This is a genomic window from Actinosynnema sp. NPDC059797 (assembly GCF_042732085.1).
GTDB lineage: Bacteria > Actinomycetota > Actinomycetes > Mycobacteriales > Pseudonocardiaceae > Actinosynnema.
The window spans coordinates 1-18,273 of sequence record NZ_JBHWIE010000137.1 but is presented as its reverse complement, the minus strand read 5'-3'; the positions used below and the strand labels follow the sequence as shown (position 1 = coordinate 18,273).

The following is an 18,273-nucleotide window of genomic DNA, read 5'->3' as shown; positions in this document are numbered from 1 at the left end:
AGGTTTTCCATGGGCAAAACCCGCGAGAGCCCCACCCCCCTCGGTGTGAATGGGTGACGCCGCACCCACCCCACCATATAAGCGGCCGGGTTGGCCGCGGAGCAGGGTCGATCTGCTCCGCGCCCACCTACCGGTTCCTCAGCGGACCCGGGCGGTCATCGGGCTCACGGCCAGATGACGATGAGAGCCGGGATGTCGAAGATGTCCCTCTGGGGCGCGCTGCCCAGGCTCTTGGTCACGGCCTTGAAAGAGCCGATCCGCGTCAGCGCGGGCGTGGTGTAAGTGCTCATTTCTTCCCTCCTTTCCTCGCCACCACCCTGCCTCAGCGGGCACACCCGGTCCATGCTTTCAAGGGGCGCTTAAAGGTGCCGGGAGCGGGAACGACTTCCGCGCCGCGCCGAGACGTCCGGCGACGCGGCCCCGGGTCGACGCGGTTTCGGGTCGACGCGCCGCCGGGCGGGGCGCGGTCAGGGGTGGTGCGCTCAGGGGTGGTTCCGCCTCAGCACTTACCGCCCACCCGTCCCGATCTCCCCGACCGCTCGTGGCACCGCATCCCCTACCATCCGCCGCGTGATCCCCGAGCCGCCGTTGCCCACCGGGCTGCGCGACCTGTTCGCCGACGGGGGAGCCGACGGCCGGGCGCTGTCGACCCCGCTGCCACCGGGACGCCTCGCGTTCCCCGACGAGGGCGGCGGCCGGCCGGTGCTGTGGCTCACCGACGGGCCCGCCCCGCCCGGCCTGTGGGCCCGGCTGCGCGCCGAGCACCCCCGGTCGGGGCTGTGGCCCCTGCTGTTGGCGCCGCCGCACCACAGCGAGGAGTTCCGGCCCTGGCTGACGGGCGAGCTGATGCCCGGGGACATGTCCTCGCCCGACCTGCACGACCCGGCCGCCCTCCTGTCGTCCTGGTGGGAGGACCACACCGGGACGCACGAGGACGACATGCTCTCCCCCGCCGACCGGGTGGCGGTCACCGCGCCCCACGGCCGCCGGTGGCCCGGTCGGGCGGCGGCGGCGCCCCTGCGGGCCGACCCGGACCGCGAGGCCGGGGAGTACGCCGACGCGCTGCTGTCCTTCCAGGACTCGATGCGCCTGGGCCTGGTCGCCGCCGAACGGGGCGCCGACGCGCTGACCGCGGTGGGTTGGACCGGCCCGGCGAACTACACCAACGACACCGCGGAGGTCTCCGCGGTGCTGCGGGACTGGGAGCACCGCTTCGGCGCACGCGTCGTGGGCGTCGGGTTCGACCTGCTCCACCTGAGCGTCGCCGCACCGCCGGCCACCCGCGAGCACGCGCTGGCCGTCGCCGCCGAGCACTTCGCGTTCTGCCCGGACAACGTCTGGCAGGGCAGGCCCCCGCACACGCTGGCCGCGTACGCCGAGCGCCTCGTCGACCAGTGGTCCTGGACCTTCTGGTGGGACTGACCCGCACGCCGGGCGCACACGCGGTCACCCGGCGTCACACGGAAGTAGTTGAGGAATCAACCAGCGCGGCGAGGCGTTCCACGGGCGTGAAGAAAATCGGTTTCCTGTCCTTCGGGCACTGGTCCGACAGCCCGCACTCGCAGACGCGGACCGCCGCCGACGCGGTCCTCCAGGCCGTCGACCTCGCCGTGGCCGCGGAGGAGCTGGGTGCGGACGGCGCGTACTTCCGGGTGCACCACTTCGCCCGGCAGCTCGCCTCGCCGTTCCCGCTGCTGGCCGCGATCGGCGCCAAGACCGACCGCATCGAGATCGGCACCGGCGTGATCGACATGCGGTACGAGAACCCGATGTACATGGCCGAGGACGCCGGCGCCGCCGACCTCATCGCCGGGGGCAGGCTCCAGCTCGGCATCTCCCGGGGATCGCCCGAGCAGGTGATCGACGGCTGGCGCTACTTCGGCTACCAGCCCGGCGAGGGCGACACCGACGCCGACATGGCCCGCAAGCACACCGAGGTCCTGCTCGCCGTGCTGGAGGGCAAGGGCTTCGCCCAGCCCAACCCGCGGCCGATGTTCCCCAACCCGCCGGGGCTGCTGCGCCTCGAACCGCACTCGCCGGGCCTGCGGGAGCGGATCTGGTGGGGCGCCGGCTCCAACGCCACCGCCGCCTGGGCCGCGCGGCAGGGCATGCACCTGATGAGCTCGACGCTGAAGAACGACGAGGGCGGCGCGCCGTTCCACGTCCAGCAGGCCGAGCAGATCAGGGCGTACCGCAAGGCGTGGGCGGAGGCCGGGTGGCAGCACGAGCCCCGCGTCTCGGTCTCGCGCAGCATCTTCGCCCTCACCTCGGACCTCGACCGCGCCTACTTCGGCCAGGACGGCGACAGCGCCGACCACGTCGGCTACATCGACGCCGACACCAAGGCGATCTTCGGCCGCACCTACGCCGCCGAACCCGACGTCCTGGTGGGGCAGCTCGCCGAGGACGAGGCCATCGCCGAGGCCGACACGCTGCTGCTGACCGTGCCCAACCAGCTCGGCGTGGACTACAACGCCCATGTGCTCGACGCCGTCCTGACCCACGTCGCCCCCGCCCTCGGCTGGCGCTGACCCGTGCCGGGGGCCGCGCGGCCCCCGGCGCGCTGCCGCGGGCCGCGCGGTCGGGCGTCACGGCACCACGTGGCGCTCCTCCGCGAAGTGGCACGCGCTGGGGTGTCCGCCCCGGTCGACGAGGGCCGGTTCCTCCGACGCGCACACGTCCTGCGCCTTCCAGCACCGGGTGCGGAACCGGCAGCCCGACGGCGGGTCGATCGGGGACGGGACGTCGCCGGTCAGCCTGATCACGTCCCGCCGACCGCGCAGCTCCGGGTCCGGCACCGGCACTGCCGACAGCAGGGCCTGCGTGTACGGGTGCGTCGGGTGCTCGTAGATCTCCCGCTCGGTGCCGATCTCCACGATCTTCCCGAGGTACATCACGGCCACCCGGTCGGACAGGTGCCGCACCACGGACAGGTCGTGCGCGATGAACACGTATGACAGCCCGAAGTCCTTCTGCAGCCCCGCCAGCAGGTTCATCACCTGCGCCTGGATGGACACGTCGAGCGCGGACACCGGCTCGTCGCACACGATCACCTTCGGCCGCAGCGCCAGCGCCCGCGCGATCCCGATGCGCTGCCGCTGCCCGCCGGAGAACTGGTGCGGGTAGCGGTTGATGTGCTCCGGGTTCAGGCCGACCACGTCCAGCAGCTCGCGCACCCGCCCGACCCGCGACCCCCGGGGCGCGACCTCCGGGTGGATGTCGAACGGCTCGCCCACGATGTCGCCGACGGTCATGCGCGGGTTGAGGGACGTGTACGGGTCCTGGAGCACGATCTGCATCTCGCGCCGCCACGCCTTCAGCGCCGACCCCCTCAGGGCGAACATCGGCGCGCCCTCGAACAGGGCCGTGCCGGACGTGGGCGGTTCCAGGCGCATCAGCACCTGGGCGAGCGTCGACTTCCCGCAGCCCGACTCGCCCACCACGCCCAGCGTCTCCCCGGCGCGCAGCGAGAACGACACGCCGTCCACGGCGCGCACGTGGCCGATCGTCCGCCGGAACAGCACCCCGCGCGTCACCGGGAAGTGCTTGACCAGGTTCCGGACCTCCAGCAGCTCAGCCACGGACGACCTCCTCCGCGAAGTGGCAGGCACTGCCCCGCCCCGGGCCCAGCGGCACGAACGCGGGCACGTCCACCGCGCACACGTCCTCGGCGCGCGGGCACCGCGGGTGGAACGGGCACCCCGGCGGGATGCGCAGCAGGCTCGGCGGCAGCCCCTTGATGGTCTCCAGCGCCGAGTGCTTCGACGAGTCCAGGCGGGGCAGCGACCGCATCAGCGCCGCCGTGTAGGGGTGGCCGGGCGAGCGGAACAGCGACACCGCGTCGGCTTCCTCCACGATGCGCCCCGCGTACATGACGGCGATCCGGTCGGCGACCTCCGCGACCACGCCCAGGTCGTGCGTGATCAGCACCAGCCCCATGGACCGCTCGCGCTGGATGTCCCGCAGCAGGTCCATGATCTGCGCCTGCACGGTCACGTCGAGCGCGGTCGTCGGCTCGTCGGCGATGAGCACCTCGGGGTCCAGCGCGAGCGCCATCGCGATCATCGCCCGCTGCCGCATCCCGCCGGAGAACTGGTGCGGGTACTCGCGGACGCGCTGTGCGGCCGACGGGATGCGCACCAGGTCCAGCAGCTCGATCGCCCGCGCCCGCGCGTCCTTGCGGGTCATGCCGCGCCGCAGCCGCAACTGCTCCTCGATCTGGAACCCGACGGTGAACACCGGGTTCAGCGCGGACAGCGCGTCCTGGAAGATCATCGCGATGCCGGAGCCCCGCACCGCGCGCCGCCGGTCCGGCGAGGCGGTCAGCAGCTCCTCGCCGTTGAACCGCACCGAACCTCGGGTGACGAACGCGGGCGGGGTGTCCAGGATGCCCATGACGGCCTGGGCGGTGACGCTCTTGCCCGACCCGGACTCGCCGAGCACCGCCAGCGTCTCGCCCGGCGCCACGTGGTAGCTCACGCCGTTGAGCACCCGCGCCACGCCGTCGCGCGTGCGGAACTCGACGTGCAGGTCCTCCACTTCCAGCACAGCCCACCTCACCGCAACTTGGGGTCGAGGGCTTCGCGCACGGCGTCGCCCAGCATCACGAACGCCAGCACGGTGGCGGTCAGGAACCCGGCCGGGAACAGCAGCGCGTGCGGCGCGACCCGCAGGTAGTCCTTGGCGCTGTTGATCATCACACCCCACGACACGACCGGCTGGCGCAACCCGATGCCCAGGTAGGACAGGGTCGCCTCGACGCCGATGAACGCGCCGAGCGCGATCGTCGCGTACACCAGCACGGGCGCCACGCAGTTGGGCAGCATGTGCTTGGAGATGATCCGCGACGACGGCGCGCCGAGCGCCCGCGCCGCCTTCACGTAGTCCTGCTGCTTGGCGGCGATGGCGGTGGAGCGCATGATCCGCATCGACACCGGCCACGACAGCACCGAGATCGACAGCACCACCTGCGCGACGATCCGCACCGTGCCCGCGTCGCCGCCGGCGTTCAGCGTGGTCAGGATGACGATCGCGCCGAGCACGAACGGCACGCCGACGAACACGTCCGCGATGCGCGACACGATCGCGTCCAGCCACCCGCCGTAGAACCCGGCGAGCATGCCGATCGTCGCGCCCACCAGCACCACGCCGACCGTGGACAGCAGCCCGACCACGAGCGTGGCCCGCGCGCCGTAGACGACGCGCGTGTAGATGTCGTAGCCCTGGTTGTCGTAGCCGAACCACGCCGCGGCCGACGGCGCGCCGCGCGAGCGGGACAGCTCCGCCAGGTTCGGGTCGCCGGACGCGAACAGACCGGGGAACAGCGCCATCAGCCCGACCAGCGCGATGATCGAGACGGCCACCCAGAACAGCACCCGGCGGCGCAGGACGTGCCAGGCGTCGCCGAACAGGCCCCGCGGGCGTTCCTCGACGAGCGAGGCCAACTGCTCAGTCATAGCGAATCCTCGGGTCCAGGACGGCGTAGAGGAGGTCCACCAGCAACGTCATCAGCAGGTACACGAGCACCAGGACGGTGACCACGCCGGTGACCATCGCGCCGTCCTTGGTGAGGATCGAGCGGAACACCAGGCCGCCGACGCCGGGCACGTTGAAGATGCCCTCGGTGACGATCGCGCCGCCCAGGAACGCGCCCAGGTCCGTGCCGAGGAACGTGATCACCGGGATCAGCGAGTTCCGCAGTAGGTGCACGCCGACCACCCGGCGCTGCGGCAGCCCCTTGGCCAGCGCGGTGCGCACGTAGTCGGCCCGCCTGTTCTCGGCGATGCTCGCCCGCGACAGCCGCGCCACGTAGGCCATGGACAGCGACGCCAGCACGAAGCCGGGCACGATCAGGTTGCCGATCGTCGGGCTCGTGACGGTCGGCGCGATCCAGCCGAGCTGGAGGCCGAACACCAGCTGCACCACGTAGCCGGTGACGAACACCGGGATGGAGATCAGGAACAGCGTCGACACCAGCACCAGGCTGTCCAGGAACCCGCGGTTTCGCAGGCCGGACACCACGCCGGCGGTGATGCCGATGACCGCCTCGACGACCAGGGCCACCAGGGCGAGCTTGAGCGTGACGGGGAACGTCGCCGCGATCCGGTCCGCGACCTGGAGCCCCGACGAGGTCAGCCCGAAGTCGCCCTGCACCAGGTTGCCCAGGTACTTGGCGTACTGCACGAGCAGCGGGTCGTCGAGGTTGAACCGCTCCCGCATCGCCGACACGTACGACTCGGGGCAGTCCCGCTCGCCGCACTTGCCCTCGAACGGGTCACCGGGCACCGCCCACACCATCACGTAGATCAGGAACGTGGTCCCGAGGAAAACCGGGACCATCTGCAACAACCTGCGCAGCACGTAGCGCCCCAACGGAGCCTCCCACCGCCGGGGGCCGGCCCGGGTCGCACGCCCGGACCGGCCCGATCACACCGAGCGCTATGCCACTTCCACGGTTTCGAGGTCGAGCGCGCGGAACGGGTCGAGGTTCGCGACCTTCAGCCGGTCGGACTTGCCGCCGATGGTGAACTGCGTCCACAGCGGGACGGTCGGCATGTCCGGGGCCATGATCCGCTCGGCCTCCAGGTACAGCTCGATGGCCTCGTCCTCGCTCGGGGCCTTGTCGGCCTCGGCGAGCTTCGCGTCGAACGCCGGGTTCGTGTAGAGGCCGTCGTTGGAGGACGCGCCGGTGCGGTACAGCGGCGTGAGCCAGTTCTCGATCGACGGGTAGTCGGCGATCCAGCCCGCCCGGTACATGCCGGTCATCTCGTGCGCGTTGACCTTCTGGCGGAACTCGCCGAAGCTGGTCGACGGCACGAACCGCGCCTCCACGCCGAGCGTGTTCTTGATGCTGTTCGCCACCGCCTCGGCCCACTCCTGGTGGCCGCCGTCCGTGTTGGACAGCAGCAGGATCTCCCCGGTGTAGCCGGACTTCGCGAACGCCTCCTTGGCCTTCTCCGGGTTGAACGTGCAGTACTCGCCGCACTGGCCGGGCTGGTAGCCCTTCATCAGCGGGTGCACCCAGCCGTCGGCCGGCTTGCGGGTGCCCTCGAAGATGCGCTGGGTGATCTCCTCGCGGTTGATCGCCATGGAGATCGCGCGCCGCAGGTCGACGTTGTCGTAGGGCGGCAGGTAGAACGGGAACGCGATGGTCTGCATGTTCAGCGTCTCGCGCTGCACGACCCGGTCACCGAGGTCCGTCTCGTACTTCTTGCCCGCCAGGGCGTTCGGCGGCAGCTCCTCGATGAAGTCGAGGTTGTTCGCGACGAGGTCCGCGTAGGCCGACTCGCGGCTCTGGTAGACCTTCAGCGTCAGGTCCTTGAACTTCGGCTTGTCGTCGCCCTTGTAGTCGTCGTAGCGAGTCAGCTTGATGTCGGTGCCGACCGCGCGCGAGACGAACTTGAACGGGCCGTTGCCGATCGGGCTGTCCTCGAAGGCCTTCCGGTCCTTGAAGAACGCCTCCGGCAGCGGCGCGAACACCTCGTAGCCGATGGTGACGGGGAAGACCGAGAACGGCTCGGACAGGGTGATGGTGAACTGGTGGTCGTTGTCGACCTTCAGGCCCGACATCTCCTTGACCGCCGGCGTCGGCGCCTCCTGCGGGCCGTCCGCGCCGTCGGGGTCCTTCGGGTGGACCTCGTCGTAGCCCTCGATCTGGGAGAAGAAGCTGGCGCCCTGGGTGCCGTTGGGGCCGTAGGCGGTCCAGTTCCAGGCGTCCACGAAGCTCTTCGCGGTGACCGGCGTGCCGTCGTGGAACGTCCACCCCTGCTTGATCTTCACGGTGAAGACCTTGGAGTCGGTCGTCTCGATCGACTCGGCCATGGCGTTGACGGGCTGCGCGTCCTCCGCCCGGTACTCGACGAGGCCGGTGAACAGGGGGTCGAGCACCCGGCTGCCGCCCACCTCGGTGGTGTTGCCGGGCACGAGCGGGTTCTCCGGCTCGGTGTTGAAGATCGTGATGGCGGCGTCGGTGTTCGAGCCGGCCGGGGTGTCCTCGGCGGCGCCGCAGCCGGCCGCCACCACGGCGACCGCGACGGCGGCGGGAACTAAGCGTGCACGTGACATGGGTCCTCCCCACCTGTTCGGGTGTACCCGAGCAGAGTTGGCCGCTTCCACAACGTTGGGAGGACGCTATGGGGCAATGGCGAGGGCCACATGGGTGAGGTGATCACAACCTTGTCACGGCTGATCCCAGTTGACAGTTGCGCGGCGAAGCACCGAAGTCGATCACCGGTCGGCCCGAAGGCAGTTGTCCGGAACGGTTCACCAGCGCCCGACCTGGGCGGACACCGCCGCCCGCCGCACCGCTCCCCCGATGCCGGACAACGTCCGACATCGCCGCCCACCGGCCGGACAAGGGCAGCCGTGCCGCCGACCGGCCCAACACCCGGAACACGCTACTGACCGGTACTCATGTTTCGTCGGTGCGCGTCAGCGCGACCACGGGGATCGTGCGCGTCACGCCGGCCTGATAAGCGGCGTAGAACGGGTACCGGTCGGCCACCGCGCGGAAGGCGCGGTCGCGCTCGGCGCCGTCGAGGACGACCGCGCGGACGGCGAACCGCTCTCCGCCCAACTCCGCGGTGGCCTCGGGAGCGGCCACCAGGTTGTGGTACCAGTCGGGGTGTCGCGGCTTGCCGAAGTTGCTGGCCACCAACAGGTACCGGTCGCCGTCGCGGAAGCAGGTGATCGGGGTCGTCCTGGGTCGGCCGGCCCTGGCGCCGGTCGTGGTCAGCACGAGCAGGTCCATGCCGCTCAGCACACCGCCGACCCGGCCCCCGTTGGCCCGGTACTCCTCCAGCACGGCCTCGTTCCAGGCCAAGACCTCCTCGCGCGACGCGCCGGGAGGGGGAACCGCGTCACTGGCCCTGGTGCCCATCCTGTGCCCCTTTCCGAATCCGGTTGCCACGGCAACGTACAGGCGGGCGGGAACGCACGGACGGCTCGAAACGCACGGGTCGGCCGGAACGCACGGGTCGGCCGGAACGCACCGGCGAGCCGGACGACCGCACCGGTTCGCCGCCGCGCGGTCAGCCCGCCGTCCGGTCGCGCCCCCCGGTCGCACCGGCCAGCGCGGTCCGCGCGAGGTCGCGCAACCAGGCGTGCGCGCGGTCGGTGTCGTAGCGCTGGTGCCACGACAGGTACACCCGGGCCGGCGGCAGGTCCAGGGGCAGCGGCAGCGGGACCAGGTCGGGGTCCGCGACCGCGGTGGAGCCGGGGACCGCGACGAGGAGGTCCGTGCCGCGCGCGAAGGCGAACGCGGCCGCTTCGGTGGGCACGGCCGCCACCACGCGCCGGGTGAGCCCGAGCCGGGCCAGGGCTTCGTCCAGCGCGTTGTCGAGCCTGCCCCGCCGCGAGACGGTGACGTGCCCGGCCGCCGCGTACCGCTCGGCGGTGAGGGTCCCGGCGCGGGAGAGCGGGTGCCCGCGCCGCGCCACCACGACGTGGTGGGTCTCGGCGACCTCCTCGGCGCGGAGGTCGGGCGCGGTCGGCCGGCTCGCGTTCGCCTCCAGGTCGACCTCGCCGCGGCGCAACCCGGGGGTGTCGGCGCCGCCCTCCGCGACGAAGCGCAACCGCACGCCCGGCGCCCGCTCGCGCACGGCCGCGAGCAGCGCGGGGCCCGCGAGGGTGACGAGCGAATCGTGCCAGCGGAGGGTGAAGGTGCGGTCGAGCGTCGCGAGGTCGAACTCACGGCTCGACGCCAGCACGCCCCGGACCTGCTGGAGCAGCTCGTGCACCTGCTCCCGCACGGCGAACGCGTACGGCGTCGGGGTCATCGTGCGCCCGGTGCGCACCAAGAGCTGGTCGCCGGTCGTGCGGCGGAGCCTGCCGAGGCTCCGGCTCATGGCGGGCGCGGTGACGTGCAGGCGCCCGGACGCCCGCTGGGTGGAGGACGAGCTCGCGGGCGGCGCCCTGCCGCCCGGCGAGTGGTGGGTCGTGGACCCGGCCGAGGGCAACGTCAACCACCTGCGCGGCCTGCCGGACCGGGCGGTCACCGCCACCCTGGTGCGCGACAACCGGCCGGTGCTCACCGCGGTCCACCTGCCGCCGGCCGGCGAGACCTGCACCGCGCTCGCGGGCGCCGGCGCCCACCTCGACGGCCGACCGCTGCGCGTGTCCGACGCGGAGGACCTGGGCCTCGGCCTCGTGGCCACGAGCCAGGCCAGGCCGGACGAGGACGAGGCGGTCGTGCGGCGCGTCGGCGCCTCGATCACCGCGATGCTCCGGGAGGCGCTCGTCGTGCGCGCCTCCGTGCCCGCGACCCCGCACCTGGCGCACGTGGCGGCCGGCCGCGTCGACGCCTTCCGGCAGTTCGCCGGCGCCCGCGCCGACCTGCTCCCCGGCGCGCTGCTCGTCGCCGAGGCGGGCGGTCTGGTCTCCGACGCCGGAGGCCGTCCCTGGACGCCGGCGAGCGGGAGCTTCCTGGCCGCCGCGCCCGGCGTGCACGCCGCGGCCGTCACCGCCCTGTCCCGTTGAGCACCGGGAGGAACCAAGTCATGGCCACGATCGCCGTGCTCGGGTCGGGAACGGCCGCGTCGGCGGCGCCCTCGCCGCCGCGCCCACCCGGGCCGGGCACGTCGTCCGCGGGCTCCTCGCGGACCTCGGCCGGCGCCAGGAGTGGATCACGGACCTCGGCGGGATCGAGACCGCGCGGGCCACCGAGGCCGCGGTCCTGTTCGTGCCGCACGTGATCCGGGCCGACGGGTTCAGGCCCTTCGCCACCTCGATCGCCCGCTGAGACCCCGCCCGGGGTGGGGCACGGCCCGCCGCGTCCCCACCCCGGGCCCGCCGGGGTCAGTCCCGCCACTGCTCCGCGGGCGACACGCCGGGCAGCGGCTTGCCGACCAGGGCGAGCGGCACGAAGAAGCAGACCTGGCCGATCGCCAGGACGAGCGTGGTGAGCGCCTTGTCGTCGTAGTGGGCGGACGCCTGGTCGTACAGGTCGTCCGGGACCCGCTCGCCGTGGGGGTTGGGGGTCAGGACGGCCTCGACGAGCGCGAGCGCGACCCGTTCGGCGGCGGTGAAGTGGGGTGCGTCCCGCCAGGACGACACGGCGGTGATGCGCTCCTCCGCCTCCCCGGCTTCGCGCAGGTTCCCGGTGTGCAGGACGGTCAGGTAGGTGTTGCCGACGAGCTGCCCGGCGCGCAGCTGCACCAGGCTGGTGGTGGTCCGCGGGATCGAGCCGTTCCCGGTGGCCCTGAACAGGGCCGCGCCGACCTCCGCCAGCTCGGGGACGAGGACGGCGGGGTTGGGCAGGCGGGACCGCAGGTTTTCCCGGCCGGAGGCGGCCGGTGCGGTCGTGGCGGTGGTCGTGGGGTTGGTCATGGTGGCTCGCCCTTCCGGGGTGTCGGTGCTGTCATCGCCCTGACGCACCACGAGCGGCGGATGTGACCGGCGGTCACATCGGGGGCTTCGCGTTCGTCATGGGGTGGACCGACGACACCTGGGGAGCGACCGTGCGCGAACACGACTTCATGGCCCGACGATTCGAGGAGCACCGGGGGCACCTGAGGGCGGTGGCCTACCGGATGCTCGGTTCCCTGACCGAGGCCGACGACGCCGTCCAGGAGACCTGGCTGCGGCTCGCGCGCGCGGAGGCCGGTGACATCGACAACCTCGGCGGCTGGCTGACCACGGTCGTCGGCCGGGTCTGCCTGGACGTGCTGCGCTCGCGCCGGCTGCGCCGGGAGGACCCGCTGGAGGTCGGCCTGCCCGACCCGGTCGTGACCGACGACGGCGCCGACCCCGAGCACCAGGCGCTGCTCGCCGACTCGGTGGGACTGGCGCTGCTGGTGGTGCTGGAATCGCTGAACCCCGCCGAGCGGCTGGCCTTCGTTCTGCACGACCTGTTCGGCATGCCGTTCGAGCAGATCGCGCCGATCATGGACCGCACCCCGGTCGCGACCAGGAAGCTGGCCAGCCGCGCCCGCCTGCGCGTCCGGGGCGCGGCGCCCGCTCCGGACCCGGACCCGGCCGTCCAGCGCCGGGTCGTCGACGCCTTCCTGACCGCCGCCCGCGGCGGGGACCTCACCGCGCTCCTGGACGTCCTCGACCCCGACGTGACGCTGCGCGCCGACGGCGGGAAGGCGCTCCCCGGCGGCGTGCGGGTCCTGCGCGGCATCGACGCCGTGGCCGGGCAGCTCGCCACCTTCCACCGCATGGCCACCGCCTCGACGACCCGCCCCGCGCTCGTCAACGGCGCGGCCGGGCTCGTCAACACCCTCGACGGCGAACTCCTCTCGATCATCGGCTTCACCGTCGTCGACGGGCGCATCGCCGAGGTGGACATCCTCTCCGACCCCGACCGCCTGGCCCGGCTCGTCGCCGACGGACACCTGCGACAGGTGTGACCGGGACCACCGGAAGAAGTTGTTAGGACTCCTACCAACCTTGTGGCAGGATCTTCCTCGAAGGCAAGATCGCGAGGAGGTCCGCGTGCGGGCGTTCTCCTCCCCACACCACGACAGGAGAACCACCCGATGTCCCGAGTTCCGCTGATCGACGCCCGGAACGCCTCCCCCGAGGCCAAGCCCGTGCTGGACGACATCACCTCGGCGTTCGGCGTCACGCCCGCCATGTTCAAGGCCGTCGCGAACTCGCCCGCCGCGCTGAAGATGATGTGGGCCGGCTTCGGGGCGCTCGGCGGCGGACGCCTGGGCGCCGCGCTCGGCGAGCAGGTCGCCGTGCTCGTCGCCGACCGCAACAGCTGCGAGTACTGCCTGGCCGCCCACACCGCCCTCGGGCGGAAGGCCGGCGTGTCCGCCGAGGACATGAGCCAGGCCCAGGCCGGCCACTCGCACGACCCGCGCACCGGCGCGGCGCTCCGCTTCGCGGCCAAGCTGGTGGAGGACCGCGCGCAGGTGACCGACGCCGACGTGGAGGAGCTGCGCGCGGCCGGCTTCGACGACGAGGAGGTCGTGGAGCTGGTGGCGCACGTGGCGCTCAACCTGTTCACGAACTACGTCAACGTCGCCCTGTCGGTCCCGCTCGACTTCCCGAAGGTCGCCCTGCGCCGGGCGGGGTGAGCCGGCGCCGGGGGGGGGGGGGGGGCGGCCCCGCCCCCCCCGCGGGGGCCGGCCCCCCCCCCGCGGGGCCCCCCCCGCCGCCGGGGGGCCCCCCCCCCGGCCCCGGGCCGGGGCCCCCCGCGCCGGTTCCCCGGCCGGCCCGGTCAGCCCTTCACGAGGGCGAGGACGGTGTCCCGCATCGGCGTGGTGGGCCGGCCGATGAGGCGCGACAGCTCCCCCGGCGTGTCGGCGAGCACGCCGGCGGCGATGTCGGTGTCCATCCGGGCCAGCATCAGCGCCACCTCCTCCGGCAGCCCGACGCCGGACAGCGTGCGGGTGTACACGTCGACGGGCATGTCCTGGTAGACCACCTCGGTCCCGGACGCCTCGCTGATCATCCCGGCCAGGTCGGACATGGACCACGCGGTGTCGCCGGACAGCTCGTGGACGGTGCCCTCGTGGCCCTCGCCGGTCAGGACGGCGGCCGCGGCCGCGGCGTAGTCCGCGCGGGCGGCCGAGGCGACGCGCCCGTCACCCGCCGCGCCGGGGATCACCCCCGTGGCCAGCGCCTGCCGGACGGTCTGCTCGTAGTTCTCGTTGTACCAGCCGTTGCGCAGGAAGCTGAAGGGCACGCCCGACGCGCGGATGTGCTCCTCGGTGGCCTTGTGCTCGGGCGCCACGGACACGGTGGTGGTGTCGGCGCGCAGGACGCTGGTGTAGGCCAGCAGCCGCACCCCGGCGGCCCGCGCGGCGTCCACCGCGGCCCGGTGCTGCGGCACGCGCCTGCCGACCTCGTTGCCCGAGATCAGCAGCACCTTCTCCGCGCCCTCGAACGCGCCCGCCAGGGTCTCCGGCCGGTCGTAGTCGGCCTCGCGGGCGGTCACGCCGAGGTCCTCGGCCTTCTCCGGGTCGCGCACGGCGACGACCACGCGCGCGGCGGGCACGCCCCGGTCCAGCAGGGCGGTGACGACGAGGCGGCCGAGCTGTCCGGTCGCGCCGGTGACGACGATCATGGTGGTGTTCCTCGCGGGTGTGTGCCAATGGCGGGCGTCATCGGGGTGGCCGCGACCCCTGCCGCCGCCGCGCGGGTCGGGAGGCCACGCCGGCACCCTAGGTCGAAGGCCCGGTCCCCACCACTCGGGACGGCAGGTCAGGAGAGCCCATCACCGGGCGTTACCACTATGCTCTGCCTGCGATGACTCTCACCGACCGGCTGCCGGCCACCTCCGACCCCGACCTCCTCTACGACACGTTCGCCGAGTGGGCGTCCGGCCGGGGGCTGTCGCTGTACCCGGCGCAGCAGGAGGCGCTCATCGAGATCGTCTCCGGCTCGAACGTCATCCTCAGCACCCCGACCGGCTCCGGGAAGTCGCTGGTCGCCATCGGCGCGCACTTCGCCTCGATGGCCCGGCAGCGCGAGGCCGGGGGCGGCGGGCGGACCTTCTACACCGCGCCCATCAAGGCCCTGGTCTCGGAGAAGTTCTTCGCGCTCATCGACACCTTCGGCGCGGAGAACGTCGGCATGATGACCGGCGACGCGAGCGTCAACGAGACCGCGCCGATCATCTGCTGCACCGCCGAGATCCTGGCCAACATCGCGCTGCGCGACGGCGCCGCGGCCGACGTCGGCCAGGTCGTGATGGACGAGTTCCACTTCTACTCCGAGCCCGACCGGGGCTGGGCGTGGCAGGTTCCCCTGATCGAGTTGCCCCAGGCGCAGTTCCTGCTGATGTCGGCCACGCTGGGCGACGTCGCGTTCTTCGAGAAGGACCTCACCCGCCGCACGGGCCGCCCCACCGCGGTGGTGCGCTCGGCCGAGCGCCCGGTGCCGCTGAACTTCCAGTACGTCACCACGCCGCTGCACGAGACGATCGAGGAACTGCTGCACGGCAACGAGGCCCCGGTCTACGTCGTGCACTTCACCCAGGCCTCCGCCCTGGAGCGCGCCCAGTCGCTGATGTCGGTCAACGTCGCCACGCGCGCCCAGAAGGACGACATCGCGGCCATGATCGGCCGGTTCCGGTTCACCTCGGGGTTCGGCAAGACGCTGTCCCGGCTGGTCCGGCACGGCATCGGCGTGCACCACGCGGGCATGCTGCCGAAGTACCGCCGCCTGGTCGAGCAGCTCGCGCAGGCCGGCCTGCTGAAGGTGATCTGCGGCACCGACACCCTGGGCGTCGGCATCAACGTGCCGATCCGCACGGTGGTGTTCACCGCGCTGTCCAAGTACGACGGTCAGCGCACCCGCCACCTCAAGGCGCGCGAGTTCCACCAGATCGCGGGACGGGCCGGCCGCGCGGGCTACGACACCGTGGGCACGGTCGTGGTGCAGGCGCCCGACCACGTGGTGGAGAACGAGAAGGCGCTGGCCAAGGCGGGCGACGACCCGAAGAAGCGGCGCAAGGTGGTGCGCAAGAAGGCGCCCGAGGGCTTCGTGTCCTGGAGCGACCAGACGTTCGAGCGGCTCAAGAACGCCGAGCCGGAGCCGCTCACGTCGAGCTTCCAGGTCAGCCACGCCATGCTGCTCAACGTCATCGGCCGGCCCGGCAACGCGTTCGCCGCCATGCGGCACCTGCTGGAGGACAACCACGAGGACCGGCCCGCGCAGCGCAGGCACATCCTGCGCGCGATCTCGATGTACCGGGGCCTGCTGGCGGCGGGCGTGGTGGAGCGGCAGGGCGACGACATCCGGCTCACCGTGGACCTCCAGGTGAACTTCGCGCTCAACCAGCCGCTGTCGCCGTTCGCGCTGGCCGCGATCGAGCTGCTGGACCGCGAGTCGCCGTCGTACGCGCTCGACGTGCTCTCGGTCGTGGAGTCCACCCTGGACGACCCGCGCCAGGTGCTGGGCGCGCAGGAGCACAAGGCGCGCGGCGAGGCCATCGGCGCGATGAAGTCCGAGGGCATCGAGTACGAGGAGCGGATGGCGCTGCTGGAGGACGTGACGCACCCCAAGCCGCTCGCCGAGCTGCTGGAGGCCGCGTTCGCCACCTACCGGCGCGGGCACCCGTGGGTCGCCGACCACCACCTGTCGCCGAAGTCGGTCGTGCGGGACATGTTCGAGCGGTCGATGACCTTCGCCGAGTACGTCTCCCACTACCAGCTCGCCCGCTCGGAGGGCCTGGTGCTGCGGTACCTGGCCGACGCGTACAAGGCGCTGCGGCAGACCGTGCCCGAGGACGCCAAGACCGAGGAGCTGGGCGACCTCCAGGAGTGGCTGGGCGAGCTGGTCCGCCAGGTCGACTCCAGCCTGCTGGACGAGTGGGAGAAGCTGCGGAACCCGGGCGAGCAGGCCGAGGCGCCGCTGACCGAGGCGCCGCCCGCGGTCACCCGCAACGTGCGCGCGTTCCGGGTGCTGGTGCGCAACGCGCTGTTCCGGCGGGTGGAGCTGGCGGCGCGGCGCAACTACTACGAGCTGGGGCAGCTCGACGGCGGCTCGGGCTGGTCGGCCGAGGACTGGCGGGACGCGCTGGAGCCGTACTTCGAGGAGCACGACGAGATCGGCACGGGCCCCGACGCGCGCGGCCCCGCCATGCTCGTGATCACCGAGGAGACCGGGCGCTGGGTGGTGCGCCAGATCTTCGACGACCCCGCGGGCGACCACGACTGGGGGTTCACCGCCGAGGTCGACCTGGTCGAGTCCGACGAGACCGGCGCGGCCGCGGTTCGGATCACCGAAGTCGGCCGGCTGTAGGTCCGGGTCCATCCGGTGGTACTCCGGTGCGAACCGGGGTACGACCATGGTCGAAGTCGGCGTCGAGATCGGAGGCGGAGCGCTGTCGCGGGACGAGTTCGGCGTGCTGGGGCCCCTGGTGGTCCGCCGCGACGGCCGGGCGGTCCAGGTCACCGCGGCCAAGCACCGCATCGTCCTGGCCACCCTGCTGCTGGGCGCGAACCGGTCGGTGCCCTCGGCCGAGCTGATCCGCCGGGTGTGGGGCGAGGCGCCGCCGGACCGGGCCGCGCAGACGCTGCCGGTGTACGTCATGCGGCTGCGGCGCGCGCTCGGCGAGCCGCAGCTGATCCGCACCACGTCCACCGGGTACCGGATCGACCTGCCGCCCGGCGCGCTGGACCTGCACCGGTTCGAGGCGCTGGCCGGGCGGGGCGCGGAGCTGGTCCGGGCGGGCCGGGCGGTGGCGGCGGTCGAGGAGTACGAGCGGGCGCTGGCGTGCTGGCGCGGCGTGCCGCTGGCGGACGTGCCGTCGGAGTCGCTGCACGAGGTCGAGGCGGCGAACCTGGTCGAGCGGCGGCTCCTGGTGACCTCGGAGCTGGTCGACGCGAAGCTGGGGCTGGGCCGCTGCGAGGAGGTGATCGCCGACCTGCGCCGGCTGACCGCGCGGCACCCGCTGCGCGAGCGGTTCTGGTCCCAGCTGATGGTGGCGCTGCACCGGGCGGACCGGCAGGCCGACGCGCTGGACGCCTACCGGCAGGCGGCCACGGTGCTCGCGCGGGAGCTGGGCGTGGACCCCGGCGACTCGCTGCGCGCGGTGCACCGCGCGATCCTCACCGGCGACCCGGCGCCGCCGCGGGTGGTCGAGCCCGCGTGGGAGCCCGCGGCGCAGCTCCCCGCGCCGGTGGGCAACTTCGTGGGCCGCACGGCCGAGCTGACCAGGGTGTCCGGCCTGCTCTCCCGGTCCGGCGCGACCGTGGTGGTGTGCGGGCCGCCGGGCGTCGGCAAGACGGCGTTCGCCGTGGCCGCCGGGCACGCCGCGCGCGAGCGGTACCCGGACGGCCAGCTGTACGTGGACCTGCGCGGGCACTCCCCGTCGCCGCCGCTGTCCACCTCGGCGGTGCTGGCGCGGTTCCTGCGGGCCCTGGGCGTGCGGTCCGACCACATCCCGGTGGGCGAGGACGAGCTGGTCCGCGGCTACCGGGCGCGGCTGCGCGGCCGCCGGGTGCTGATCACGCTGGACAACGCGGCGTCGGCCGAGCAGGTGCTGCCGCTGCTGCCCAAGGAGCCCGGCCACGGCGACCCGGGGTGCTCGGTGGTGGTCACCAGCCGCAACGAGCTGCGCCCGCCGCGGGCGACGACCGTGCGGCTGGACGTGCTGCGCGGCGACGAGGCGTGGAAGCTGCTGGCCCGATCGCTGGGCCCGGAGGCCGCGGCGGCGCAGTTCGACGCGCTGGCCGAGCTGGCGCGGCTGTGCGGGTACCTGCCGCTGGCGCTGCGGATCGCGCTGGGCAACCTGGTCGGGTCGCCGCACGCGGACATCGCCTCCTACGTGGCGGAGCTGCGCGGCGGCGACCGGCTGGCGGCGCTGGCCGTGGA

Annotated in this window: 18 protein-coding genes; 7 read left to right on the top strand and 11 right to left on the bottom strand. The window is 73.1% G+C overall.

What is annotated here, in order from left to right:
- Positions 1-164: 164 nt before the first annotated feature.
- Positions 165-290, bottom strand: coding sequence for a lasso RiPP family leader peptide-containing protein (locus ACFV4N_RS25765; RefSeq protein ID WP_499675167.1), 126 nt, complete (start codon positions 288-290; stop codon positions 165-167).
- A gap of 280 nt (positions 291-570) precedes the next feature.
- On the opposite strand from ACFV4N_RS25765, the gene ACFV4N_RS25760 reads away from it, so the two are divergent.
- Together ACFV4N_RS25760 and ACFV4N_RS25755 are read left to right on the top strand one after the other, a co-directional pair.
- Positions 571-1,422, top strand: coding sequence for a DUF4253 domain-containing protein (locus ACFV4N_RS25760; RefSeq protein ID WP_499675166.1), 852 nt, complete (start codon positions 571-573; stop codon positions 1,420-1,422).
- 86 nt (positions 1,423-1,508) lie between these two features.
- Positions 1,509-2,531, top strand: a complete 1,023-nt coding sequence (locus ACFV4N_RS25755) for an LLM class flavin-dependent oxidoreductase (protein ID WP_499675165.1) — start codon at positions 1,509-1,511, stop codon at positions 2,529-2,531.
- Between the two features lie 57 nt (positions 2,532-2,588).
- Here the strand turns inward: ACFV4N_RS25755 and ACFV4N_RS25750 are convergent, their stop codons facing one another.
- The 7 genes from ACFV4N_RS25750 to ACFV4N_RS25720 form a co-directional block, all read right to left on the bottom strand.
- Positions 2,589-3,581 carry an ABC transporter ATP-binding protein gene (locus ACFV4N_RS25750; RefSeq protein WP_499675164.1) on the bottom strand — a complete coding sequence of 331 codons (993 nt, stop codon included), beginning with the start codon at positions 3,579-3,581 and terminating at the stop codon, positions 2,589-2,591.
- Positions 3,574-4,548, bottom strand: coding sequence for an ABC transporter ATP-binding protein (locus tag ACFV4N_RS25745; protein ID WP_499675163.1), 975 nt, complete (start codon positions 4,546-4,548; stop codon positions 3,574-3,576). The genes ACFV4N_RS25750 and ACFV4N_RS25745 overlap by 8 nt, the downstream gene beginning before the upstream one ends.
- Positions 4,549-4,556: 8 nt before the next feature.
- Positions 4,557-5,456, bottom strand: a complete 900-nt coding sequence (locus tag ACFV4N_RS25740) for an ABC transporter permease (RefSeq protein ID WP_499675162.1) — start codon at positions 5,454-5,456, stop codon at positions 4,557-4,559.
- The gene (locus ACFV4N_RS25735) at positions 5,449-6,372 is read right to left on the bottom strand and encodes an ABC transporter permease (RefSeq protein WP_499675161.1); all 924 of its coding nucleotides are present in this window, start codon (positions 6,370-6,372) and stop codon (positions 5,449-5,451) included. Before ACFV4N_RS25735 ends, ACFV4N_RS25740 begins: the two co-directional genes overlap by 8 nt.
- A 66-nt stretch (positions 6,373-6,438) precedes the next feature.
- A complete protein-coding gene (locus ACFV4N_RS25730) occupies positions 6,439-8,064 on the bottom strand; it encodes a peptide ABC transporter substrate-binding protein (RefSeq protein WP_499675160.1) in 1,626 nt (541 codons plus the stop codon).
- Between the two features lie 346 nt (positions 8,065-8,410).
- Positions 8,411-8,878 carry a nitroreductase family deazaflavin-dependent oxidoreductase gene (locus ACFV4N_RS25725; RefSeq protein WP_499675159.1) on the bottom strand — a complete coding sequence of 156 codons (468 nt, stop codon included), beginning with the start codon at positions 8,876-8,878 and terminating at the stop codon, positions 8,411-8,413.
- Positions 8,879-9,029: 151 nt separating this feature from the next.
- Complete coding sequence (locus ACFV4N_RS25720; RefSeq protein ID WP_499675158.1) at positions 9,030-9,845, bottom strand: LysR substrate-binding domain-containing protein; 816 nt, start codon at positions 9,843-9,845, stop codon at positions 9,030-9,032.
- Here ACFV4N_RS25720 and ACFV4N_RS25715 point away from each other — a divergent pair.
- Complete coding sequence (locus ACFV4N_RS25715; protein WP_499675157.1) at positions 9,787-10,476, top strand: inositol monophosphatase family protein; 690 nt, start codon at positions 9,787-9,789, stop codon at positions 10,474-10,476. The genes ACFV4N_RS25720 and ACFV4N_RS25715 overlap by 59 nt on opposite strands.
- Here ACFV4N_RS25715 and ACFV4N_RS25710 read toward each other — a convergent pair.
- Positions 10,457-10,687 carry a hypothetical protein gene (locus ACFV4N_RS25710; protein ID WP_499675156.1) on the bottom strand — a complete coding sequence of 77 codons (231 nt, stop codon included), beginning with the start codon at positions 10,685-10,687 and terminating at the stop codon, positions 10,457-10,459. The genes ACFV4N_RS25715 and ACFV4N_RS25710 overlap by 20 nt on opposite strands.
- A 107-nt stretch (positions 10,688-10,794) precedes the next feature.
- Positions 10,795-11,325 (bottom strand): carboxymuconolactone decarboxylase family protein, encoded by a 531-nt coding sequence (locus tag ACFV4N_RS25705; RefSeq protein WP_499675155.1) that lies wholly within the window; start codon positions 11,323-11,325, stop codon positions 10,795-10,797.
- A gap of 131 nt (positions 11,326-11,456) precedes the next feature.
- Between ACFV4N_RS25705 and sigJ the strand changes: the two genes are divergently transcribed.
- The gene (gene sigJ, locus ACFV4N_RS25700; RefSeq protein ID WP_499675154.1) at positions 11,457-12,350 is read left to right on the top strand and encodes an RNA polymerase sigma factor SigJ; all 894 of its coding nucleotides are present in this window, start codon (positions 11,457-11,459) and stop codon (positions 12,348-12,350) included.
- A 129-nt stretch (positions 12,351-12,479) separates the two neighbouring features.
- Positions 12,480-13,025, top strand: coding sequence for a carboxymuconolactone decarboxylase family protein (locus tag ACFV4N_RS25695; RefSeq protein ID WP_499675153.1), 546 nt, complete (start codon positions 12,480-12,482; stop codon positions 13,023-13,025).
- Between the two features lie 143 nt (positions 13,026-13,168).
- Here ACFV4N_RS25695 and ACFV4N_RS25690 read toward each other — a convergent pair whose 3' ends face one another.
- The gene (locus tag ACFV4N_RS25690) at positions 13,169-14,017 is read right to left on the bottom strand and encodes an NmrA family NAD(P)-binding protein (protein WP_499675152.1); all 849 of its coding nucleotides are present in this window, start codon (positions 14,015-14,017) and stop codon (positions 13,169-13,171) included.
- Between the two features lie 182 nt (positions 14,018-14,199).
- Here ACFV4N_RS25690 and ACFV4N_RS25685 point away from each other — a divergent pair, with 182 nt between their 5' ends.
- On the top strand, positions 14,200-16,698 hold the full coding sequence (locus ACFV4N_RS25685; protein ID WP_499675151.1) for a DEAD/DEAH box helicase: 2,499 nt from the start codon (positions 14,200-14,202) through the stop codon (positions 16,696-16,698).
- 46 nt (positions 16,699-16,744) lie between these two features.
- On the top strand, positions 16,745-18,273 hold a 1,529-nt coding region (locus tag ACFV4N_RS25680; RefSeq protein ID WP_499675150.1), incomplete at its 3' end, for an AfsR/SARP family transcriptional regulator.

What these genes read in the sequence shown, in the direction of transcription:
- ACFV4N_RS25765 (WP_499675167.1), bottom strand. Translation starts at nt 290, where the DNA reads ATGAGCACTTACACCACGCCCGCGCTGACGCGGATCGGCTCTTTCAAG.
- ACFV4N_RS25740 (WP_499675162.1), bottom strand. Translation starts at nt 5,456, where the DNA reads ATGACTGAGCAGTTGGCCTCGCTCGTCGAGGAACGCCCGCGGGGCCTG.
- ACFV4N_RS25730 (WP_499675160.1), bottom strand. Translation starts at nt 8,064, where the DNA reads ATGTCACGTGCACGCTTAGTTCCCGCCGCCGTCGCGGTCGCCGTGGTG.
- ACFV4N_RS25725 (WP_499675159.1), bottom strand. Translation starts at nt 8,878, where the DNA reads ATGGGCACCAGGGCCAGTGACGCGGTTCCCCCTCCCGGCGCGTCGCGC.
- ACFV4N_RS25720 (WP_499675158.1), bottom strand. Translation starts at nt 9,845, where the DNA reads ATGAGCCGGAGCCTCGGCAGGCTCCGCCGCACGACCGGCGACCAGCTC.
- ACFV4N_RS25705 (WP_499675155.1), bottom strand. Translation starts at nt 11,325, where the DNA reads ATGACCAACCCCACGACCACCGCCACGACCGCACCGGCCGCCTCCGGC.
- ACFV4N_RS25695 (WP_499675153.1), top strand. Translation starts at nt 12,480, where the DNA reads ATGTCCCGAGTTCCGCTGATCGACGCCCGGAACGCCTCCCCCGAGGCC.
- ACFV4N_RS25690 (WP_499675152.1), bottom strand. Translation starts at nt 14,017, where the DNA reads ATGATCGTCGTCACCGGCGCGACCGGACAGCTCGGCCGCCTCGTCGTC.
- ACFV4N_RS25685 (WP_499675151.1), top strand. Translation starts at nt 14,200, where the DNA reads ATGACTCTCACCGACCGGCTGCCGGCCACCTCCGACCCCGACCTCCTC.